The sequence below is a fragment of the Burkholderia sp. AU33545 genome (genome assembly GCF_020419685.1).
GTDB lineage: Bacteria > Pseudomonadota > Gammaproteobacteria > Burkholderiales > Burkholderiaceae > Burkholderia > Burkholderia diffusa.
On the sequence record NZ_JAIZRQ010000001.1, the window covers coordinates 310,585 to 327,605 of the forward strand.

General features: G+C 69.3%; 13 protein-coding genes. 8 read left to right on the plus strand and 5 right to left on the minus strand.

The window, feature by feature from the left end; all coding sequences use genetic code 11:
- The first annotated feature begins 420 nt into the window (after window positions 1-420).
- Window positions 421-1,632 (plus strand): pyridoxal-phosphate-dependent aminotransferase family protein, encoded by a 1,212-nt coding sequence (locus LGM71_RS01355; RefSeq protein ID WP_226113671.1) that lies wholly within the window; start codon window positions 421-423, stop codon window positions 1,630-1,632.
- A gap of 63 nt (window positions 1,633-1,695) precedes the next feature.
- Here LGM71_RS01355 and LGM71_RS01360 read toward each other — a convergent pair whose 3' ends face one another.
- Window positions 1,696-2,631, minus strand: a complete 936-nt coding sequence (locus LGM71_RS01360; RefSeq protein WP_226113673.1) for an AraC family transcriptional regulator — start codon at window positions 2,629-2,631, stop codon at window positions 1,696-1,698.
- A gap of 133 nt (window positions 2,632-2,764) precedes the next feature.
- Between LGM71_RS01360 and LGM71_RS01365 the strand changes: the two genes are divergently transcribed.
- Window positions 2,765-3,655, plus strand: coding sequence for a DMT family transporter (locus LGM71_RS01365; RefSeq protein ID WP_108064726.1), 891 nt, complete (start codon window positions 2,765-2,767; stop codon window positions 3,653-3,655).
- A gap of 111 nt (window positions 3,656-3,766) precedes the next feature.
- Here LGM71_RS01365 and LGM71_RS01370 read toward each other — a convergent pair whose 3' ends face one another.
- Window positions 3,767-4,981, minus strand: coding sequence for an MFS transporter (locus LGM71_RS01370; RefSeq protein WP_226113675.1), 1,215 nt, complete (start codon window positions 4,979-4,981; stop codon window positions 3,767-3,769).
- 348 nt (window positions 4,982-5,329) lie between these two features.
- Between LGM71_RS01370 and xdhA the strand changes: the two genes are divergently transcribed.
- The 4 genes from xdhA (at window position 5,330) to LGM71_RS01390 (ending at window position 10,458) form a co-directional block, all read left to right on the plus strand.
- On the plus strand, window positions 5,330-6,901 hold the full coding sequence (gene xdhA / locus LGM71_RS01375) for a xanthine dehydrogenase small subunit (protein ID WP_226113677.1): 1,572 nt from the start codon (window positions 5,330-5,332) through the stop codon (window positions 6,899-6,901).
- Between the two features lie 18 nt (window positions 6,902-6,919).
- Window positions 6,920-9,283 (plus strand): xanthine dehydrogenase molybdopterin binding subunit, encoded by a 2,364-nt coding sequence (gene xdhB, locus LGM71_RS01380; RefSeq protein WP_124629558.1) that lies wholly within the window; start codon window positions 6,920-6,922, stop codon window positions 9,281-9,283.
- A gap of 1 nt (window position 9,284) precedes the next feature.
- Complete coding sequence (gene xdhC, locus LGM71_RS01385; protein ID WP_226113679.1) at window positions 9,285-9,959, plus strand: xanthine dehydrogenase accessory protein XdhC; 675 nt, start codon at window positions 9,285-9,287, stop codon at window positions 9,957-9,959.
- A 97-nt stretch (window positions 9,960-10,056) separates the two neighbouring features.
- Window positions 10,057-10,458: a polyketide cyclase gene (locus LGM71_RS01390; RefSeq protein WP_226113681.1), complete on the plus strand. Its 402-nt coding sequence runs from the start codon at window positions 10,057-10,059 to the stop codon at window positions 10,456-10,458.
- 43 nt (window positions 10,459-10,501) lie between these two features.
- Here LGM71_RS01390 and LGM71_RS01395 read toward each other — a convergent pair whose 3' ends face one another.
- From LGM71_RS01395 to LGM71_RS01405, 3 genes are all read right to left on the minus strand, one after another.
- On the minus strand, window positions 10,502-11,449 hold the full coding sequence (locus tag LGM71_RS01395) for a LysR family transcriptional regulator (protein WP_059604519.1): 948 nt from the start codon (window positions 11,447-11,449) through the stop codon (window positions 10,502-10,504).
- A 69-nt stretch (window positions 11,450-11,518) separates the two neighbouring features.
- On the minus strand, window positions 11,519-12,157 hold the full coding sequence (locus tag LGM71_RS01400) for a 2-hydroxychromene-2-carboxylate isomerase (RefSeq protein ID WP_059604522.1): 639 nt from the start codon (window positions 12,155-12,157) through the stop codon (window positions 11,519-11,521).
- A gap of 107 nt (window positions 12,158-12,264) precedes the next feature.
- Window positions 12,265-13,710 (minus strand): TAXI family TRAP transporter solute-binding subunit, encoded by a 1,446-nt coding sequence (locus LGM71_RS01405; RefSeq protein ID WP_226113683.1) that lies wholly within the window; start codon window positions 13,708-13,710, stop codon window positions 12,265-12,267.
- Window positions 13,711-14,164: 454 nt separating this feature from the next.
- Here LGM71_RS01405 and LGM71_RS01410 point away from each other — a divergent pair, with 454 nt between their 5' ends.
- A complete protein-coding gene (locus LGM71_RS01410; protein ID WP_124629562.1) occupies window positions 14,165-14,530 on the plus strand; it encodes a BON domain-containing protein in 366 nt (121 codons plus the stop codon).
- Window positions 14,531-14,766: 236 nt separating this feature from the next.
- A complete protein-coding gene (locus tag LGM71_RS01415) occupies window positions 14,767-16,857 on the plus strand; it encodes a D-(-)-3-hydroxybutyrate oligomer hydrolase (RefSeq protein WP_226113685.1) in 2,091 nt (696 codons plus the stop codon).
- Window positions 16,858-17,021 lie beyond the last annotated feature (164 nt).

The window sequence follows — 17,021 nt, forward strand, 5'->3', positions numbered from 1 at the left end:
GGGTGAAATCGCTCACCAATTGATGCCGCGATAATGGATGTTTTTTGCCCGGGTCTGGTTTTCGTGGGCCGATTCCACCCTGCACGATTTTCATCGTGATGGCCGGTATTCCGGTTGATGCATGTATCGTGCAGAACGCGGGCATCCGGAGCGCGTCGCAATACTGCGCGAGAAAATCGCGGACATCGAACCGCGGATGGAACCGTTTCGCATGCGCACGGCAATGCTGCGGGATTGCGCAACCCGGTCGTGCGACGCAGGCCCGGCTGGCTGGCCCGGTCCGTCGACCGGGCCAGCGTCACGCTGTCCGGCCGCGCGTGCCTCTTGCGCGCGAGCGCGGAACGCGGAATGATCGACCAGTTGGCCGTGCCGTGCGGCGAACGACGTCCGAGCGTTTTCTTCCTACCTCCCTTGCCTGCCATGTCCATCGATTACTCGCCGATTCCCTGTCCCGTCGTCGTGCCGCTCGACGCGATCCTGCCCGAAGAACCGCTGCTGATGATGGGGGCCGGCCCGGTCCCGATCCCGGCTGCCGTCGCGAAGGCGAACACGATCGTGATCAACCACCTCGGCGCGACGATGGCGAAGATCATCGAGCAGGTGAAGGAGATGGCGCGCTACGTGTTCCAGACCCGCACGAAGTGGGTGCTCGGCGTTGCCGGCCCCGGCTCGGCCGCGATGGAGATGGCGATTTCGAACCTCGCGTGGCGCGGTACGCGCGTGCTGTCGATCCGCAACGGGTTCTTCAGCGCGCGGATGGCCGAGATGGCCACGCGCGTCGGCGCCGACGTCGCCACGCTCGAGGTGGCCGACCGCTCGGTCGCGAGCCTCGACGAAATCGCGGACGCGATCGCGCGGGAGCGGCCCGAGATCGTCACGATCGTGCAGGGCGAGACGTCGAACACCGTGTGGAATCGCGATCTGCGCGACATCGCGGCGCTCGCGAAGGCGGCCGGTGCGCTGGTCGTGGTCGACGCGGTGTGCACGCTGTCGACGATGCCGCTCGAGATGGACGCGTGGGGCATCGACGCGGTGATCACGGGGGGCCAGAAGGGCCTGTCGTCGATCCCCGGTGTGTCGCTGATCGCATTCTCCGACGCCGCGTGGGAGCGCATGAAGCATCGTCCGGAACCGAACGCACACTGGTGCCTCGACATGGCGCTCGCGGAGAACTTCTGGCACAACGCGGGCTATCACTACACGGCGCCGGTGTCGGGCGTGCTCGCGCTGCACGAGGCGCTGCGGCTCGTCTGCGCGGAGACGCTCGAAAGTCGCTTCGCGCGCCACCTGCGCTGCTCGCTCGCGCTGCAGGCGGGCGTCGAGGCGATGGGGCTCGCGCTCTATGCGCCGAAGGACTGCCGGCTCAACTCGGTGGTCGGGATCGAGACACCCGAAGGGCTCACGCCCGGGATGGTGTGCGGCCATATCTCGAAGCATTACCAGGTCGAGATTTCGGGCTCGTTCGGGCTGCCGATCGTGCGGATCGGGCAAATGGGCGAACAGTGTCGCGAACACAACCTGTTCCGCACGCTGCACGCGTTCGGCCGCACGATGGTCGACCTGAAGGTGCCGGTCGACCTGCCGGCCGGCGTGGCTGCGCTCGAGCAGGAACTGTCGCGGCGCGGTACGTGAGCGGGGAGACGCGAGGCGGGTGCGCTGCACGAAACCGCCTCGTCGACAGCCGGGGTGCGGCGTTCAGCCGCCCTGCATCGCGCGCCGGTACGCGTTCGGCGTCGTGCCGTGCGCGTCGCGAAAGCGGTGGCTGAAGTGGCCGGCGTTCGCGTAGCCGCATTCGGCCGCGACCTGCGCGAGCGGTAGCGCCGTCGTGCGCAGCAGCAGGCGCGCCCGCGCGAGCCGCTGCTCGGCCACCCATGCGTGCGGCGCGCGCCCGAACGACAGCCTGAACATCCGCGAGAAATGGTATTCGGACAGCGCCGCGACGTTCGCCAGCTCGCCGAGCGTCAGCGGCTGGGACAGGTAGCTGTCGATGTAGTCGCGCACGCGGCGGCGCACGGCCGGCGCGAGTCCGCCGCGGAACGGCAGATCGGTGCGCGTCGTGCTCTGGCCGCGCAGCAGCAGGCTCAGCACGTCGTGCGCGGCTTCGTTGACGCGCAGCCGTCCGTCGGCATCGTCCCAGCGTTCGAGCGCAAGCGAACGGAACTGCGCCGCGACGCGTGCATCCTCGAAATAGGTGCGGTCGGCGAGCTTCAGCTCGCGCGGCTCGCGATCGAGCTCGCGGATCGCGCGCTGCGTGAAGTGCTCGGGCAGGAAGTAAAGGTGGATGAAGTGCATCTCGCCGCGCACCCACCAGCGCGACTCATGGTCGCCCGGCAGCGCGCACAGCAGGCTCGGCGCGCCGTAGCGCGGCACGCGTTCGCGCTCCGTCCGGTAGCCGCCGTCCAGATAGCACGACAGCGTGTGGTGGCCGGGCTGTTCGTAGATCGTTTCGCTTTCGTCGGTGATGCGCGTCCATTCGGCGATCGCGAGATGGTCGCCGAGCCACGTGAAGCGCTCGAGCGTCGCGTTCGCCTCGGCGAGCGTGCGGCACACCGACTGCAGGCCGAACGGCATCGCACCGCCGGCAAGGGCAGCCGCGTGGTCGATGGGCGGGGCGTACAGGGGCGAACTCATGATGGGGCGAGTATAAGCGCGCGCGAAGCGCGCCGTGCGGCCACCCGAAAAAGACCGCAATTCCGGACAATCCGCGCGGGCAGGGTGGCGGCACAGTCGGAGTCCGCTTCACTCGTTCCGCTTCGTTGCCGCCATGAACCTGTCGCTCTATTTCGTTACCGTGCTGATCTGGGGCACCACCTGGATCGCGATCAAATGGCAGCTCGGCGCCGTGCCGCCGCCCGTGTCGATCGCGTGGCGCTTCTGGCTCGCGGCCGCCGTGCTGTTCGCGCTGCTGCGCGTGATGCGCCGGCCGGTGCGCCCGCCGCGCGAGGCGTGGCGCTACCTCGTCGCGCAGGGCTTCGCGCTGTTCTGCCTGAATTTCCTGTGCTTCTACTATTCGGAGCAGGTCGTGCCAAGCGGCCTCGTCGCCGTGATCTTCTCGACCGCTCCGCTGCTGAACTCGATCAACGGCCGGCTGTTCATGGGCCGCCCGCTGCGGCCGTCCGCGATCGCCGGCGCGCTGCTCGGGCTGACCGGCATCGCATGCCTGTTCTGGCAGCAGATGGCCGGCCATCTCGACGATCACGCGACCTGGACGGGCCTCGCGATCGCGTTCGCGGGCACGATGTGCTTCTCGGCGGGCAACCTGCTGTCGAGCCGGATGCAGTCGATGGGCCTGCACCCGCTCGTGACCAACGGCTGGGCGATGCTGATCGGCGCGGCGATCCTGACGGTCGGCAGCGCGATGGCCGGGCTGCCGTTCATGATCGACCCGAGCCCGCGCTATCTCGGCGCGCTCCTCTATCTGGCCGTGCCGGGCTCGGTGATCGGGTTCACTGCTTACCTGACCCTCGTCGGCCGGATCGGGCCCGAGCGCGCCGCATACTGCACGGTGCTGTTCCCGATCGTCGCGCTTGCCGTGTCGACGGTCTTCGAGGGCTACCAGTGGTCGCCACTCGCGGTGGTCGGGCTGTTGCTCGTGGTGGCCGGCAACCTCGTCGCGTTCGACCTGACGCGACGGTTGTTCCTGCGCACGGCCTGACCGGGGCGGCCGTCGCGACGGCCGCCGGAAACAAAAAACGCCCGCGCGATGCGGGCGTTTTCCTTTGGGCGCCAGGGCAGCCGCCGCCTGGCCGTCCGGCGAGCGGCTCGCTCAAGCCGCCGCGCCGCTCCCCGCGACCCGCGCCTGCCGCTGATACAGCACCATCGACAGCGCGACGCCTGCCGCCGCGGCCACCGCCGCGAACAGGAACACCTGCGGATAGCCGAACTCACCAGCCACATAGCCCGCGAGCGGGCCCGTGATGCCGAGCGAGAGGTCGAGGAACACCGAATACGCGGACAGCGCCGCGCCGCGGCTTGCCGGCGGCACGAGCCCAACGGCCTCGACGCCGAGCGCCGGGAAGATCAGCGCGAAGCCGAAGCCGGTCAGCGCGGCGCCGACGAGCGCGACGTGCGGCACCGGCGCGAGCCACAGCAGCACGAGGCCCGAGCATTCGAACGCGAACGACACGATCGCGACGCGGAAGCCGCCATAAGTCTTGATCGTGTTCGCGAACAGCAGGCGCGCGCCGATGAACAGCGTGCCGAACACGGTCAGCGACAGCGCGGCGTTCGGCCAGTGGCGCGCCGCGTAGTACAGCGTGACGAAGGTCGCGATCGAGCCGAAGCCGGCGGAGCCGAGCGCGAGACCGAGGCCGTGCGGCAGCACGCGCGTGAACACGCTCGCATACGACATCCGTTCGCCGTGCACGAGCGGCACGGCATCGATCAGGCGTGCAAGGTAGAAGCCGATCGCGGCGAGCGCGATCACGATCACGCCGATCAGCGCCGGATTCAACGTATGCGCGATCGCGACGCCGACGGGCGCGCCGAGTGCGAGTGCGCCGTAGGTCGCGATGCCGTTCCACGAAATCACTTTCGCGTTGTGCGCGACGCCGACCCGCCCGATGCCCCACAGGATCGCGCCGGTGCCGCACAGGCTCTCGCCGACGCCGAGCACGAGCCGGCTCGCGACCAGCAGCACGAGGCTCGCGACCGGCCAGTGGGCCAGCAGCAGCGCGACGAGCAGCAGCACGCCCGACACGCCGCAGCCGATCAGCCCGCGCAGCACCGTCTGCTTCGGCCCGAGTGTGTCGGCGAAGCGCCCGGCGAGCGGGCGCGACGCGAGGGTCGCGAAATACTGGACGCTGATTGCGCCGCCCGCGACGATGGCGGAAAAGCCGAGGTCGTCGTGGACGAAGCCCGGCAGCACCGCGAGCGGCAGGCCGATGGTCAGGTAGCAGATGAACGTGAAGCAGACGACGGACACGATTTGCAGCGTGACCGCGAACCCGCTGCGCGGCGGTGTGGCGGAATCGGTTGACATGGGGTCGGAACGAATGGGCGAAACGGACGGAAGACGGCGAAAAAGGGAATCGGGATTTTCCCATGGAACCGGTTTTCATGCAGGTACCATTTAGTTAATCGCGACCCGTTTCCGTTGCCGAAGAATCGCTGACGGAACGGTGCCGGCAGGCCTGGAACCCAGATGGGGCAAGGTGCTCGACGCCCGCCGTGCGGCCTCGGTGCCCATATCGCGGCAGTTATATGGGCCCCATGCGTGATGGGCTATGGGTTGAGGAATTTGATGGTGATAGCGTGCAAACTGTCAGAGAAACGTCGGTCGAGCGCCCCGCGCAGGCCGCCTTGCCCCCACTTGAAGAACGATAGAGACATGAGTGAGCCGATCCGCTTCTACCATCGTCACGCGGTCCGCGAAGTCAGCGGCGCGGACGTCACCCGCACCGTGCTGCAATACCTGCGCGAGGACGCGCACTGCACCGGCACCAAGGAAGGCTGTGCGGAAGGCGACTGCGGCGCGTGCACGGTCGTCGTCGGCGAGCTGACCGACGCGGGCACCGTCGCGTTCAAGGCCGTCAACGCCTGCATCCAGTTCCTGCCGACGCTCGACGGCAAGGCGCTGCTCACGGTGGAAGACCTGCGCCAGCCGGACGGTTCGCTGCACCCGGTGCAGCAGGCGATGGTCGATTGCCACGGGTCGCAATGCGGGTTCTGCACACCCGGTTTCGTGATGTCGATGTGGGCGCTGTACGAGAAGCATGGCCACGAAGGCTGCGGCAGTGCGTGTGCAAAGGCGAAGGACGTGCCGACGCGCACCGAGATCGCCGATGCGCTGACCGGCAACCTGTGCCGCTGCACCGGCTACCGCCCGATCGTCGACGCGGCCGTGCAGATGTTCGACGCAACCGGCGAAGGCGCGCCGGCGTCTACCGCGCCGGTCGACACGGCCACGCTCGCCCGTACGCTCGCATCGCTCAAGCGCGACGACACGTTCGACTACACGACGGCCGACGGCGCGCGCTTCGCGGCGCCGCGCACGCTCGACGCGCTGGCCGCGCTGAAGGCCGAGCGTCCCGCTGCGCGGATCCTCGCCGGCAGCACCGACATCGGCCTGTGGGTCACCAAGCAGATGCGCTGTCTGGACGACCTGATCTACGTCGGCCAGATCGCCGAACTGCAGAATGTCGTGCGCGGCGACGACTGGATCGAGATCGGCGCGGGCGTGACGGTCGAGAACGGGTATGCGGCGCTCGCCGACACGTATCCGGAACTGACGGAAATGTGGAAGCGCTTCGCGTCGCTGCCGATCCGCAACGCGGGGACGATCGGCGGCAACGTCGCGAACGGTTCGCCGATCGGCGACTCGATGCCGGGCCTGATCGCGCTCGGTGCGCGGGTCGTGCTGCGCGGCGGCGACACGGTGCGCGAGCTGCCGCTCGAGGCGCTCTACACCGGCTATCAGCAAAAGGACATGGCGCCGCACGAATTCGTCGTCGGCCTGAAGGTGCCGACCCGCACCGGCGCGCGCGCGAAGCTGCAGTTCCGGACGTACAAGCTGTCGAAGCGCTTCGACTCCGACATTTCGGCGGTGTGCGCGGCGTTCGCGTTCATCGCGGACGGCGAGCTTATCCGCGAGCCGCGCATCGCGTTCGGCGGGATGGCCGCGACGCCGAAGCGCGCGACGCACACGGAAAGCCTGCTCGACGGCGCGCAATGGCACGAAGCCACCGCGCAGGCCGCGATGCAGGCGCTCGAGCGCGACTACCAGCCGCTCACCGACATGCGTGCGACGAGCGCGTATCGCCTCGATACCGCGAAGAACCTGATGTATCGATTCTGGCTGGAGACGCGTCCGCACGACCCGCTGCCGCCGCAAGCCCTGAATGTGCGTGAAGTGGCCGCCGAAGCCGGCGCCGACGTTGCCGATGTCGCGGCGCGCGTCTGAAGACGGAGAACACCGAAGATGAACCAGCAAGCAGAACCGTTCCTGAACACCCTCGACCCGCAGGCCGACGCCGCGCAGGTGCACGTCTCGCGCGCGCACGAATCGGCCCACCTGCACGTGAGCGGGCGCGCGACCTACACCGACGACATCCCGCTCGTCGCGGGCACGCTGCACGCGGCGCTCGGGTTGTCCGCGAAGCCGCACGCGAAGATCGTGTCGATGAACTTCGACGCGGTGCGCGCGACGCCCGGCGTGGTCGCCGTGTTCACGGCCGACGACATCCCCGGCGTCAACGATTGCGGCCCGATCATCCACGACGACCCGGTGCTCGCCAAGGGCATCGTGCAGTTCGTCGGCCAGCCGATGTTCATCGTCGTCGCGACGTCGCACGAAATCGCGCGGCTCGCCGCGCGCCGCGCGCAGGTCGACTACGAGGAGCTGCCCGCGATCCTGACCGCGCAGGATGCGCGCAAGGCCGAAACCTACGTGATCCCGCCGCTGAAGCTCGCGCGCGGCGACGCGGCCGCGCGGCTCGCCGCCGCGCCGCATCGCGAGTCGGGCGAGATGCTGCTCGGCGGCCAGGAGCAGTTCTACCTGGAAGGCCAGATCGCCTACGCGGTGCCGAAGGACGACGACGGGATGCATGTGTATTGCTCGACGCAGCACCCGAGCGAGATGCAGCATCTCGTCGCGCACGTGCTCGGCGTCGCGTCGCACAACGTGCTGGTCGAATGCCGCCGGATGGGCGGCGGGTTCGGCGGCAAGGAATCGCAGTCGGGCCTGTTCGCGTGCTGCGCGGCGCTCGCCGCCTGGAAGCTGCTGTGCCCGGTAAAGCTGCGTCCGGACCGCGACGACGACATGATGATCACCGGCAAGCGGCACGATTTCCATTACCGCTTCGACGTCGGCTACGACGACGACGGCCGCCTCGACGGCGTCGCCCTAGACATGACGTCGCGCTGCGGCTTCTCGGCGGACCTGTCGGGCCCGGTGATGACGCGCGCGGTGTGCCACTTCGACAACGCGTACTGGCTCGGCGACGTCGACATCGCCGGCTACTGCGGCAAGACCAACACGCAGTCGAACACCGCGTTCCGCGGCTTCGGCGGCCCGCAGGGCGCGTTCGCGATCGAATACATCCTCGACGACGTCGCGCGCTCGCTCGGCCGCGATCCGCTCGACGTGCGCTACGCGAACCTGTACGGCAAGACCGAACGCAACGTGACGCCTTACGGGCAGACGGTCGAGGACAACGTGCTGCATGAACTGCTCGGCGAACTCGAGACGACGAGCGACTACCGCGCACGGCGCGCGGGCGTGCGCGAATTCAACGCACGCAACGCGGTGCTGAAAAAGGGCATCGCGCTCACGCCGGTGAAGTTCGGCATCGCGTTCAACGTCACGCACTTCAACCAGGCCGGCGCGCTGGTGCACATCTACACTGACGGCTCGGTGCTCGTGAACCACGGCGGCACGGAGATGGGGCAGGGGCTCAACACGAAGGTCGCGCAAGTGGTCGCGCACGAGCTTGGTATCCGCTTCGGCCGGATCCGCGTGACGGCGACCGACACGAGCAAGGTCGCGAACACGTCCGCGACGGCCGCGTCAACAGGCTCCGACCTGAACGGCAAGGCCGCGCAGGATGCGGCGCGCCAGCTGCGCGAGCGCCTCGCGGCGTTCGCGGCGAAGCAGTTCGGCGACGGCAAGATCGATGCGGCCGACGTGAAGTTCGGCAACGATGTCGTGTGGGTCGGCGGCCACGGCGTGCCGTTCGGCGAAGTGATCGCGAAGGCCTACCTTGCACGTGTGCAGTTGTGGTCCGACGGTTTCTACGCGACGCCGAAGCTGCACTGGGATCAGTCGAAGCTGCAGGGCCGGCCGTTCTACTACTACTCGTACGGCGCGGCCGTGTCGGAAGTCGTGATCGACACGCTGACGGGCGAGATGCGCACGCTGCGCGTCGACGCGTTGCACGACGTGGGCGCTTCGCTGAACCCTGCGCTCGACATCGGCCAGGTCGAAGGCGCGTTCATCCAGGGGATGGGCTGGCTCACGACCGAGGAGCTGTGGTGGAACGCGGGCGGCAAGCTGATGACGCACGCGCCGTCCACGTACAAGATTCCGACCGTCAACGACACGCCGCCCGAGTTCAACGTGCGGCTGTTCCAGAACCGCAACGTCGAGGACAGCATCCACCGGTCGAAGGCCGTCGGCGAGCCGCCGCTGCTGCTGCCGTTCTCGGTGTTCTTCGCGGTGCGCGACGCGATTGCCGCGGTCGGCGACTACCGGGTGAATCCGCCGCTCGACGCGCCGGCCACCGGCGAGTCGATCCTGCGTGCGGTGAATGCGGTGCGCGCGGCGGGCGCCGCGCGGGCAGGCTGATATGAACCGGCCCCCAGGCTCACTGCGCTCGCTGCATGCCGCGTCGCATGCGCCCGCCGCCGGTTGCAACGGCGCGTGCGACAACGCGCCGTCGATCGAGACGTTCGCACCGGGCACCGGCCGGCGCAACCGCGCGACCGCGGCGCAGCCGCCGATGCACGTCGTGCTGTTCGGCGCGGGGCACGTCGGTCATGCGCTGGTCACGCTGCTCGGCGCACTGCCGTGCGTCGTGCAGTGGGTCGACACGCGCGACGAGCTGTTCCCGGACGAATGTCCGCCGAACGTGCAGCCGGAGTCGACCGACACGCCGGAGGCCGTCGTCGACGCGGCGCCGCCCGGCGCGTACTTTCTCGTGATGACGCACAATCATGCGCTCGATTTCTCGCTCGCCGCACAGATCATGCGGCGGTGCGACTTCGCGTACTTCGGGATGATCGGTTCGCGCACCAAGCGCGTGAAGTTCGAGCGCCGGCTCGCGGCGCGTGGCGTCGATCCGGCGCGGCTCGCGGAGATGGTGTGCCCGATCGGCATCGCGGGCATCGTCGACAAGGCGCCCGGCGCGATCGCGGTGGCCGTCTGCGCGGAACTGCTGCAGGCCCGCTCGGGCATGCCGGTGGCCGATGCGAAGGCGGCCGCGGCGGGGCGCGTGCGCGACGACGTGAGCTGCGCGCGGTAACGGCGCGGGTCGGCACGCCCGACGCACGTCCGCCGGTTTTTGCCTACACTGCACGGATCGCGCGGCATCGGGCCGCGCGCCTTTTCGTGCAGGCACCATGTCCGATCCCCAGGTCTATCTCGACGCACTCGATGCAAGCGTCGTCGACATCGAGCGCTGGCTGTCCGGCACCGATACTTCACCCGCGGCGCTCGAGGCGCTGATCGCACCTTTTTCCGCCGATTTCACGATGATCATGACCGACGGCCGCGCGCTCGACCGCGACGGCACGTGTGCACTGTTCGCGAGGCTCGGCGGCGCGAAGCCGGGGCTGCGCATCGCGCTGTCGGACATCCGCGTGCTCGCGGCCGACGCATCGCTTGCGGTGCTCACCTATCTCGAAGCGCAGCATGCGGCATCGGGCGAACTGCCCGCGCGTCGCGCGACCGCCGTGTTCGCGCGCGACGCGGCAGGCATCGTGCGCTGGACGCATCTGCAGGAAACCTTCTGCACGGCCTGAGCGGCGGGGCTGCGTCGTCGCGCGCAGGCCGTGCCGCGCGGTGTCACCGCTTGCGGCCGCGTGCGGCAGTCAGCTCGTCGGACACGCTCTGCATCAGCGCGCACAGCCACGCGATGTCGGTCGGGCGATCGGGGTGCGGGTGCGTGAGCAGGTAGCTCTTGATGCGCGGGAACGGCACGGGCGGCGTGACGACGACGAGCGGCAGCAGCTGCGCATAGTGCGTCGCGAAGCGGCGCGTCGTCGTGAAGATCAGGTCCGACTGCAGCAGCACCTGCGGCACGATCCCGAAATACGGCAGCGTCGTCACGATCCGCCGCGTGAGGCGCGCGCGTGCGAGGCCGATCTCGATCGCGTTGCGCTTGTCGCCGGTGTAGGGCGTCGGCGCGACGTGCGCGGCCGACGCGTACGCTTCGCGCGTCAGCGGTGCACGGGCGAGCGGATGCGCATCGCGCATCAGGCACACGATCGTGTCGGAGAACAGGTCCTGGCGCGCGAACCGCGGGTCGGGCTTCGGCCAGTTGCCGATCACGAGATCGAGCGCGCCCGATTCGAGCGCCTCCGCGTGATCGAGCGCGGGATTCAGCGAGTCGATTTCCAGATGTGCATGCGGCGCCGCGTCGCGAAAGCGTTCGATCAGCGTCGGCATGAAGAAATCGTTCAGGTAGTCGGGCGCGGCGACGCGGAACGTGCGCCGCGCCGACGACGGGTCGAAGTCGCCGTGCGGCGTCGCGATGAAGTCGACCTCGCGCAGCGCGCGCGACGCCGCGCCGAGCAGCGACGCGCCGTACTCGGTCGGCACCATCCCGGACTTGCCGCGCACGAGAATCGGGTCGTTCAGCGTCTCGCGCAGCTTGCGCAGCGCGGTGCTGATCGCGGGCTGGGTCTGGTTCAGCCGCAGTGCGGTCTGCGTGACGCTGCGCTCGAGCAGCAGCGTGCGCAATACGCGCACGAGCCAGATATCGAGCGAGGCGGTACGGTCATCGTCTTCCATCGGTGCGCGGTGATTCGGGAGAAGCGTAACCTTACCGCAGCCACGTGTCGCGGTGCGTGATACCGGCCATCACGCGCGCCCCTTCGGCAGCGTGCTGATCCGCTTGACCTCGCGCGATTCGAGCCAGTTCGGCGTGCGCGCGCAGTACAGCACCATTGGCAGCGCGTCCTCGCCCCAGAACAGCTGCTGGTTCATCCAGAACGTCGGCACGCCGAACACGCCGAGCGCGATCGCGTCGTCGGTGTTGCGGCGCAACTGCGCGCTCGTTTCCTCAAATTCGATCAGCTCGTCGCCGTGCCCGACGCCGACGCGCTCGCACAGCGCGGCGAACCCGTCCGGCGTCGACGGATCGTTGCCGTCGTGCCAGATGAAGCGGAACATTTCGAGCACGGTCGCGATGTCGGCGCGCAGCGCGATCGCGAGGCGCAGCACCTTGTCGGTGTCGAACGGATGCGCGGGCGGCATCTTGAAGCGGATGCCGAGCTGTTCGGCGCGAAACAGCGCGTGGCGGTACGTGAACATGCGCTTGGCCGGCACGTCGGCGCTCGGACGCTGTCCCCAGTGGCGCTGCAGGTCGGGCAGCGACACGGCGACGGGGTCGAACGGCACGTCCGGCCACTTGTCGTGCTGTTCGAGCAGCAGGTAGGAGAACGGCGACACGAAGTCGAAGAACCAGGCGGGTTGGGCAGTGTCGAGGCCGGTTGTCATGGCGATCTCCAGAGAATGGGGCGTGTGCGCCTCGCGGCGGCCTTCAAGTTAAGCGGCGGCGCGCGGATGCAGCCGCGCGGATGCAGCAATGATCGTGGATCGGCCGCTCATGCGGAACCGGGAGTCGCCCGAGGGGGCTCGCCGGCCGGCGACGCGGCCGCGCCGCCGCGCGCCGCCGCGAGGCCGGCGGTGCCGGGTGTGCCCGACGCGGCGTCGTGGTCGTGCGCGGTGAGCCGCTCGCGCACGAAGCCGATGTGCTCGCGCAGCACGTAGAACTGCCCCGCATACGCGAGCGGCATCTTCATCCGGTTCACGGCTTCCTCGATGTCGTCGAGCTCGTCGAGCAGATGGACGCGCTCCTCGGCCGTATGCTCGCCGAGCGCGCGGCGCTCGAGCGCGATCAGCGCGCCGTACCAGCGGTAGATACGCGAACGCACGCGCCAGCCGTACAGCGACGGCACCAGCCGCAGCCCGGGGATCAGCACGACGATCAGCGGCACCACCACGACCAGCAGCCGGTCGACGAGACTCGCGACCCAGAACGGCAGCCGCCGGTACAGGAAGGTCTTGCCCGACTTGTAATAGCGCGCCGCGTCGTCGGACAGCGGGAAGCCGCGCGTGACGGCCGACGGGAATTCGCCCGCGTGCTGCAGGATTGTCGCGTGGCCGTGCACCTCGCGCGCGGCCTCGATCAGCAGGTCGGACAACGCGGGGTGCAGCGAGTCGCGCGCGACCAGCTCGATCGTCGGCGCGACCGTATGGATGTCGGCGGGCGGCAGGTTGCGGCCGAGATCGTAGACGCCCATCGGCAGCGTGATCGCGGTCAGGTACGGGAAGCGCCGCGCGTACGCCTCGGCCTGCGTGAACGAGTACACGTGCACGCCGGGGGCGCGGAACAGTTTCGCCATGACCGGGATCTGCGTCGAGTCGCCGGACAGGAATGCGGCGTCGATCCTGCCGTCGAGCAGCGCGGTTGCAGCGTCCTCGCCGGCCGTCGGCAGCAGCTCGGTCGAGCCGCCCGGCACGATGCCGTTCATCTTCAGCAGCGCGAGGCTCAATTCGCGCGCGCCGCTGCCTTCGGCGCCGAGCGCGAGCCGCTTGCCCTTGAAGTCGGACAGGCGCGCGACCACCGGGCCGCGGTACATGATCGCGAGCGGCACGTAGCCGATGCTGCCGAGCGATACCAGGTGCTCGTCGCGCTCCTTCGGGCCGATGCCGCTCTGCACGAAGCCGACGTCGACCGGCGCGTTCGGGTTCGACAGCCGCTCGAGGTTCTGCGCGGATCCTTCGGATGACTGGACGTCGAGCGTGACGCCGTTCTTCGCGAGGATCGCCTTGTATTTCTGCGCGGCGTTCCAGTAGGTGCTGCCGGGCGGGCCGGACGAAATCACGAGCGTGGACGGCGGCGCCGGCTGGATCAGCTTGACCGCGAGCCAGACCGCCGCGACCGCGAGCAGCACGGTGGGGCCGATCGACAGCGCGAGGTCGCGCCACGACACCGCGACGAAGCGGGCGAGGATGCGGCGGGGCGGGCGAGGGCTGGCTGGCTTCATGGAGTCGACGGGTGACACGGGCGTGACGCGTCGGTGACGCGCGTCACGGACGATGTACGCGATGCAGGTTCTGGCGGCGATGGTACCCGGTTTCGCCCGGCATGCGCGAGTCCGGCCCCGTGGCGCGGCCGCGGACTCGGGCGCGCGAGCCCGCGGCCGCCGGGCGGTCGCGCGTCAAAAGCTTTGCGCTTCGGCGGGCGCTGGATTACATTGTGCGTCGCAGCCGCGACCGATTCGCGCGCGACCCGGCACGCAATGAGACCGGGCGCGTCCGGCCGGCGGCTGTCCGGCCCGGCCGGCCCGCATTCGCGTGCGCCGGTCGCCGGCCCGTGTCGCCTCTCTCGCATCGCCGTGGAAATCATCGGCCGTCCCGCCCGTTCGCGCGCGGGCCGGCTGCCTTTGGGGGTATCCGGCCGTACTGTGCGCGGCCGTTCCGAAGTCATAAGGAGATAGCATGAAGTCGATCGTGTTGAGAGCGTTGGGTGTTGCGGCCGTGGCTGCCTGTCTGTCGGGCAGCGTATATGCGCAGTCGAGCGATGCGGCGGCAACCGAGGCGCCGGCTGCGGCAGCGAGCTCGCCGAAGGCCGCGGCCAAGACCGCGAAGAAGGCGAACCGCAAGCTCGGCTACGCGGTGCGCAAGGCAATTACGAAGGCAGGCGGCATCGACGTGGCGAACCTCGTCGTGCGCTCGAAGGGCGGCGCGATCTCGCTGGAGGGCACGGTGCCCGACCAGGCACAGATCGACAAGGCGGAAGAGGCAGCGAAGAGCGTGCAGGGCGTGACGTCGGTCACGAACAAGCTGACGGTCCAGCAGCAATGATGCCGGGCGGCGGCGCGCCAGCGCCGCGCGCCCGCTTGCGGCGGGCCCCGGCGTACCGGGGCCCGTTTGCGCTTTAGAATGCCTTGGGCCTGCCGCTTTGCGCCAGGCCCCCCCGAACGGGTATCCCCAAGGGACTTCCTTCGGGACGGAAAGCGCTGGACGGCCCCGCGTTCTTCAGAGGCCGTGAGCCGCGCACGACGCAGCGGCGGACCGATAACGATATCGAGAGGGCGGCAATGACGACGCACGGGTGGGGCAGTCGGATTCTCTTGGGCGCGGCGCTGGTCGCGGTCGCGATGCTCGGTGCCTGCAACGGTGACGATTCGGGCGAGCGCAACCGGTTGCCGGGTTTCGTGTCCGGCAGCGTGCGCACGACCGCCTATGACGGCACGAGCGACGATCTGCTGACGGCCGGCCTCGGCAAGACCGGGCTCGCCGCCGCCGCCGCGCCCGCGTTCGCGAATCCGTCCCGGCCGACGAGCGCCGAGCTGCGCCGGGTCGCGATCTGGTCGAACTACCGCGCGCTCGTCGACATGAGCGCCAATGGCGGCTACGGCCGTTTCTGGGGGCCGAACGTCGATCTCGACGGCAACGACACGCTCGGCGAAGGCAAGATCCCCGGCACCGAATATCTCGCGTATTCCGACGACGGCAGCGGCCGCAAGAACGTGACGCTGCTCGTGCAGGTGCCCGCGAGTTTCGATCCCGCGCAGCCGTGCATCGTCACGGCGACGTCGTCCGGTTCGCGCGGCGTATACGGCGCGATTTCGGCGGCCGGCGAGTGGGGCCTCAAGCGCGGCTGCGCGGTCGCATACAACGACAAGGGCGGCGGCAACGGCGCGCACGAACTCGGCTCCGACACGATCACGCTGATCGACGGCACGCTCGCCGACGCCGTGCTCGCCGGCAACGCCAGTCTCTTTACCGCCAACGTGACGAGCGGCGACCTGGCCGCCTTCAACAGCCGCTTCCCGAACCGCTACGCGTTCAAGCACGCGCATTCGCAGCAGAATCCCGAGCAGGACTGGGGGCATGTGACGCTGCAGTCGGTCGAATTCGCGTACTGGGCGCTCAACGAGCAGTTCGGGCCGCTGCTCGACAGCTCGCATCACGGCGTGCGCTACCGCCCGGGCGACATCACGACGATCGCCGCGTCCGTCAGCAACGGCGGCGGCGCGGCGCTCGCGGCGGCCGAGCAGGACACGCGTCGCTGGATCACCGCGGTCGTGGTCGGCGAGCCGCAGGTCAACGTGCGGATGGCGCCGAACGCGGTCGTGCGCGAGGGCGGCCAGCCGGTGCCGTCGTTCGGCCGGCCGCTGGCCGACTACGCGACGCTCGCGAACCTGCTGGAGCCGTGCGCGGCCGCATCGGCGTCGCTCGCGGGCGCGCCGTACCTGAGCGCGCTGCCGGCCGCCACCACGCAGTCGATCCGCACGCAGCGCTGCGCGACGCTCGCCGCGGCGGGGCTCGTGTCGGGCGCCGATACGCAAAGCCAGGCCACCGACGCGCTCGCGCAACTGCATGCGGCCGGCTATCTCGCCGATTCCGACCTGCTGCAGGCGCCGATGTGGGATTCGCAGGCGATTCCGGCGATCGCGGTCACCTATGCGAACGCGTACACGCGCTCGCGCGTGACCGACAATCTGTGCAATTTCAGCTTCGCGACCACCAGCGCGGCGACGGGCGCGGTCGCGCCGCCCGCTACGTCGCCGATGCCGGCCGTGTTCGGTCTCGGCAACGGCGTACCGCCGACCGCCGGCGTCAGTCTCGTGTTCAACACCGGCGCGGGTGTCGACCACCGGCTCGCGACGCCCGACGCGAGTTTCGCGGGCGCGCTGTGCCTGCGGCAGCTGTGGACCAACGGGATGCTCGACATGCCGGCGAACGTCGACGCAGTGCGCGTGAACGCGAACCTGCAGGGCAAGCCCGCGATCATCGTGCAGGGCCGCAGCGACGCGCTCGTGCCCGTGAATCATGCGTCGCGCGCATACGTCGCGCAGAACGGCATCAGCGAAGGCGGCCGCAGCCAGCTCGTGTTCTACGAGGTGACGAACGGACAGCACTTCGATGCGTTCCTGCCCGTCGCGGGCTTCGACACGCGCTTCGTGCCGGTCCACTACTACAACCTGCAGGCGCTGAACCTGATGTGGCGGCACCTGAAGAGCGGTGCCGCGCTGCCGCCGTCGCAGGTGATCCGCACGGTGCCGCGCGGCGGCACGCCGGGCGCCGCGCCGGCGCTGACGAGCGCGAACCTGCCGCCGATCTCGGCGTCCCCCGGCGCGAACACGATCACGACCGGCGCTGGCGCGATCGACGTGCCGCTCTGACGGCGCCGCCGCGCCGCGATACGGAAGCCGGACAGTCGTCCGGCTTTTTTCTTTTCGGCACCTGGAATCGGTCCCGCACTGGCCTTTATCGGAATGGCGCGCGCTGTAACAAATTATTACTTTACGACGTAAAACCCGGAATCTATTATGCGCCGATATTTTCA

What these genes read in the sequence shown, in the direction of transcription:
- LGM71_RS01395 (WP_059604519.1), bottom strand. Translation starts at nt 11,449, where the DNA reads ATGGAAGACGATGACCGTACCGCCTCGCTCGATATCTGGCTCGTGCGC.
- LGM71_RS01400 (WP_059604522.1), bottom strand. Translation starts at nt 12,157, where the DNA reads ATGACAACCGGCCTCGACACTGCCCAACCCGCCTGGTTCTTCGACTTC.
- LGM71_RS01355 (WP_226113671.1), top strand. Translation starts at nt 421, where the DNA reads ATGTCCATCGATTACTCGCCGATTCCCTGTCCCGTCGTCGTGCCGCTC.
- xdhB (WP_124629558.1), top strand. Translation starts at nt 6,920, where the DNA reads ATGAACCAGCAAGCAGAACCGTTCCTGAACACCCTCGACCCGCAGGCC.
- xdhC (WP_226113679.1), top strand. Translation starts at nt 9,285, where the DNA reads ATGAACCGGCCCCCAGGCTCACTGCGCTCGCTGCATGCCGCGTCGCAT.
- xdhA (WP_226113677.1), top strand. Translation starts at nt 5,330, where the DNA reads ATGAGTGAGCCGATCCGCTTCTACCATCGTCACGCGGTCCGCGAAGTC.
- LGM71_RS01365 (WP_108064726.1), top strand. Translation starts at nt 2,765, where the DNA reads ATGAACCTGTCGCTCTATTTCGTTACCGTGCTGATCTGGGGCACCACC.
- LGM71_RS01415 (WP_226113685.1), top strand. Translation starts at nt 14,767, where the DNA reads ATGACGACGCACGGGTGGGGCAGTCGGATTCTCTTGGGCGCGGCGCTG.
- LGM71_RS01410 (WP_124629562.1), top strand. Translation starts at nt 14,165, where the DNA reads ATGAAGTCGATCGTGTTGAGAGCGTTGGGTGTTGCGGCCGTGGCTGCC.
- LGM71_RS01390 (WP_226113681.1), top strand. Translation starts at nt 10,057, where the DNA reads ATGTCCGATCCCCAGGTCTATCTCGACGCACTCGATGCAAGCGTCGTC.
- LGM71_RS01405 (WP_226113683.1), bottom strand. Translation starts at nt 13,710, where the DNA reads ATGAAGCCAGCCAGCCCTCGCCCGCCCCGCCGCATCCTCGCCCGCTTC.
- LGM71_RS01360 (WP_226113673.1), bottom strand. Translation starts at nt 2,631, where the DNA reads ATGAGTTCGCCCCTGTACGCCCCGCCCATCGACCACGCGGCTGCCCTT.
- LGM71_RS01370 (WP_226113675.1), bottom strand. Translation starts at nt 4,981, where the DNA reads ATGTCAACCGATTCCGCCACACCGCCGCGCAGCGGGTTCGCGGTCACG.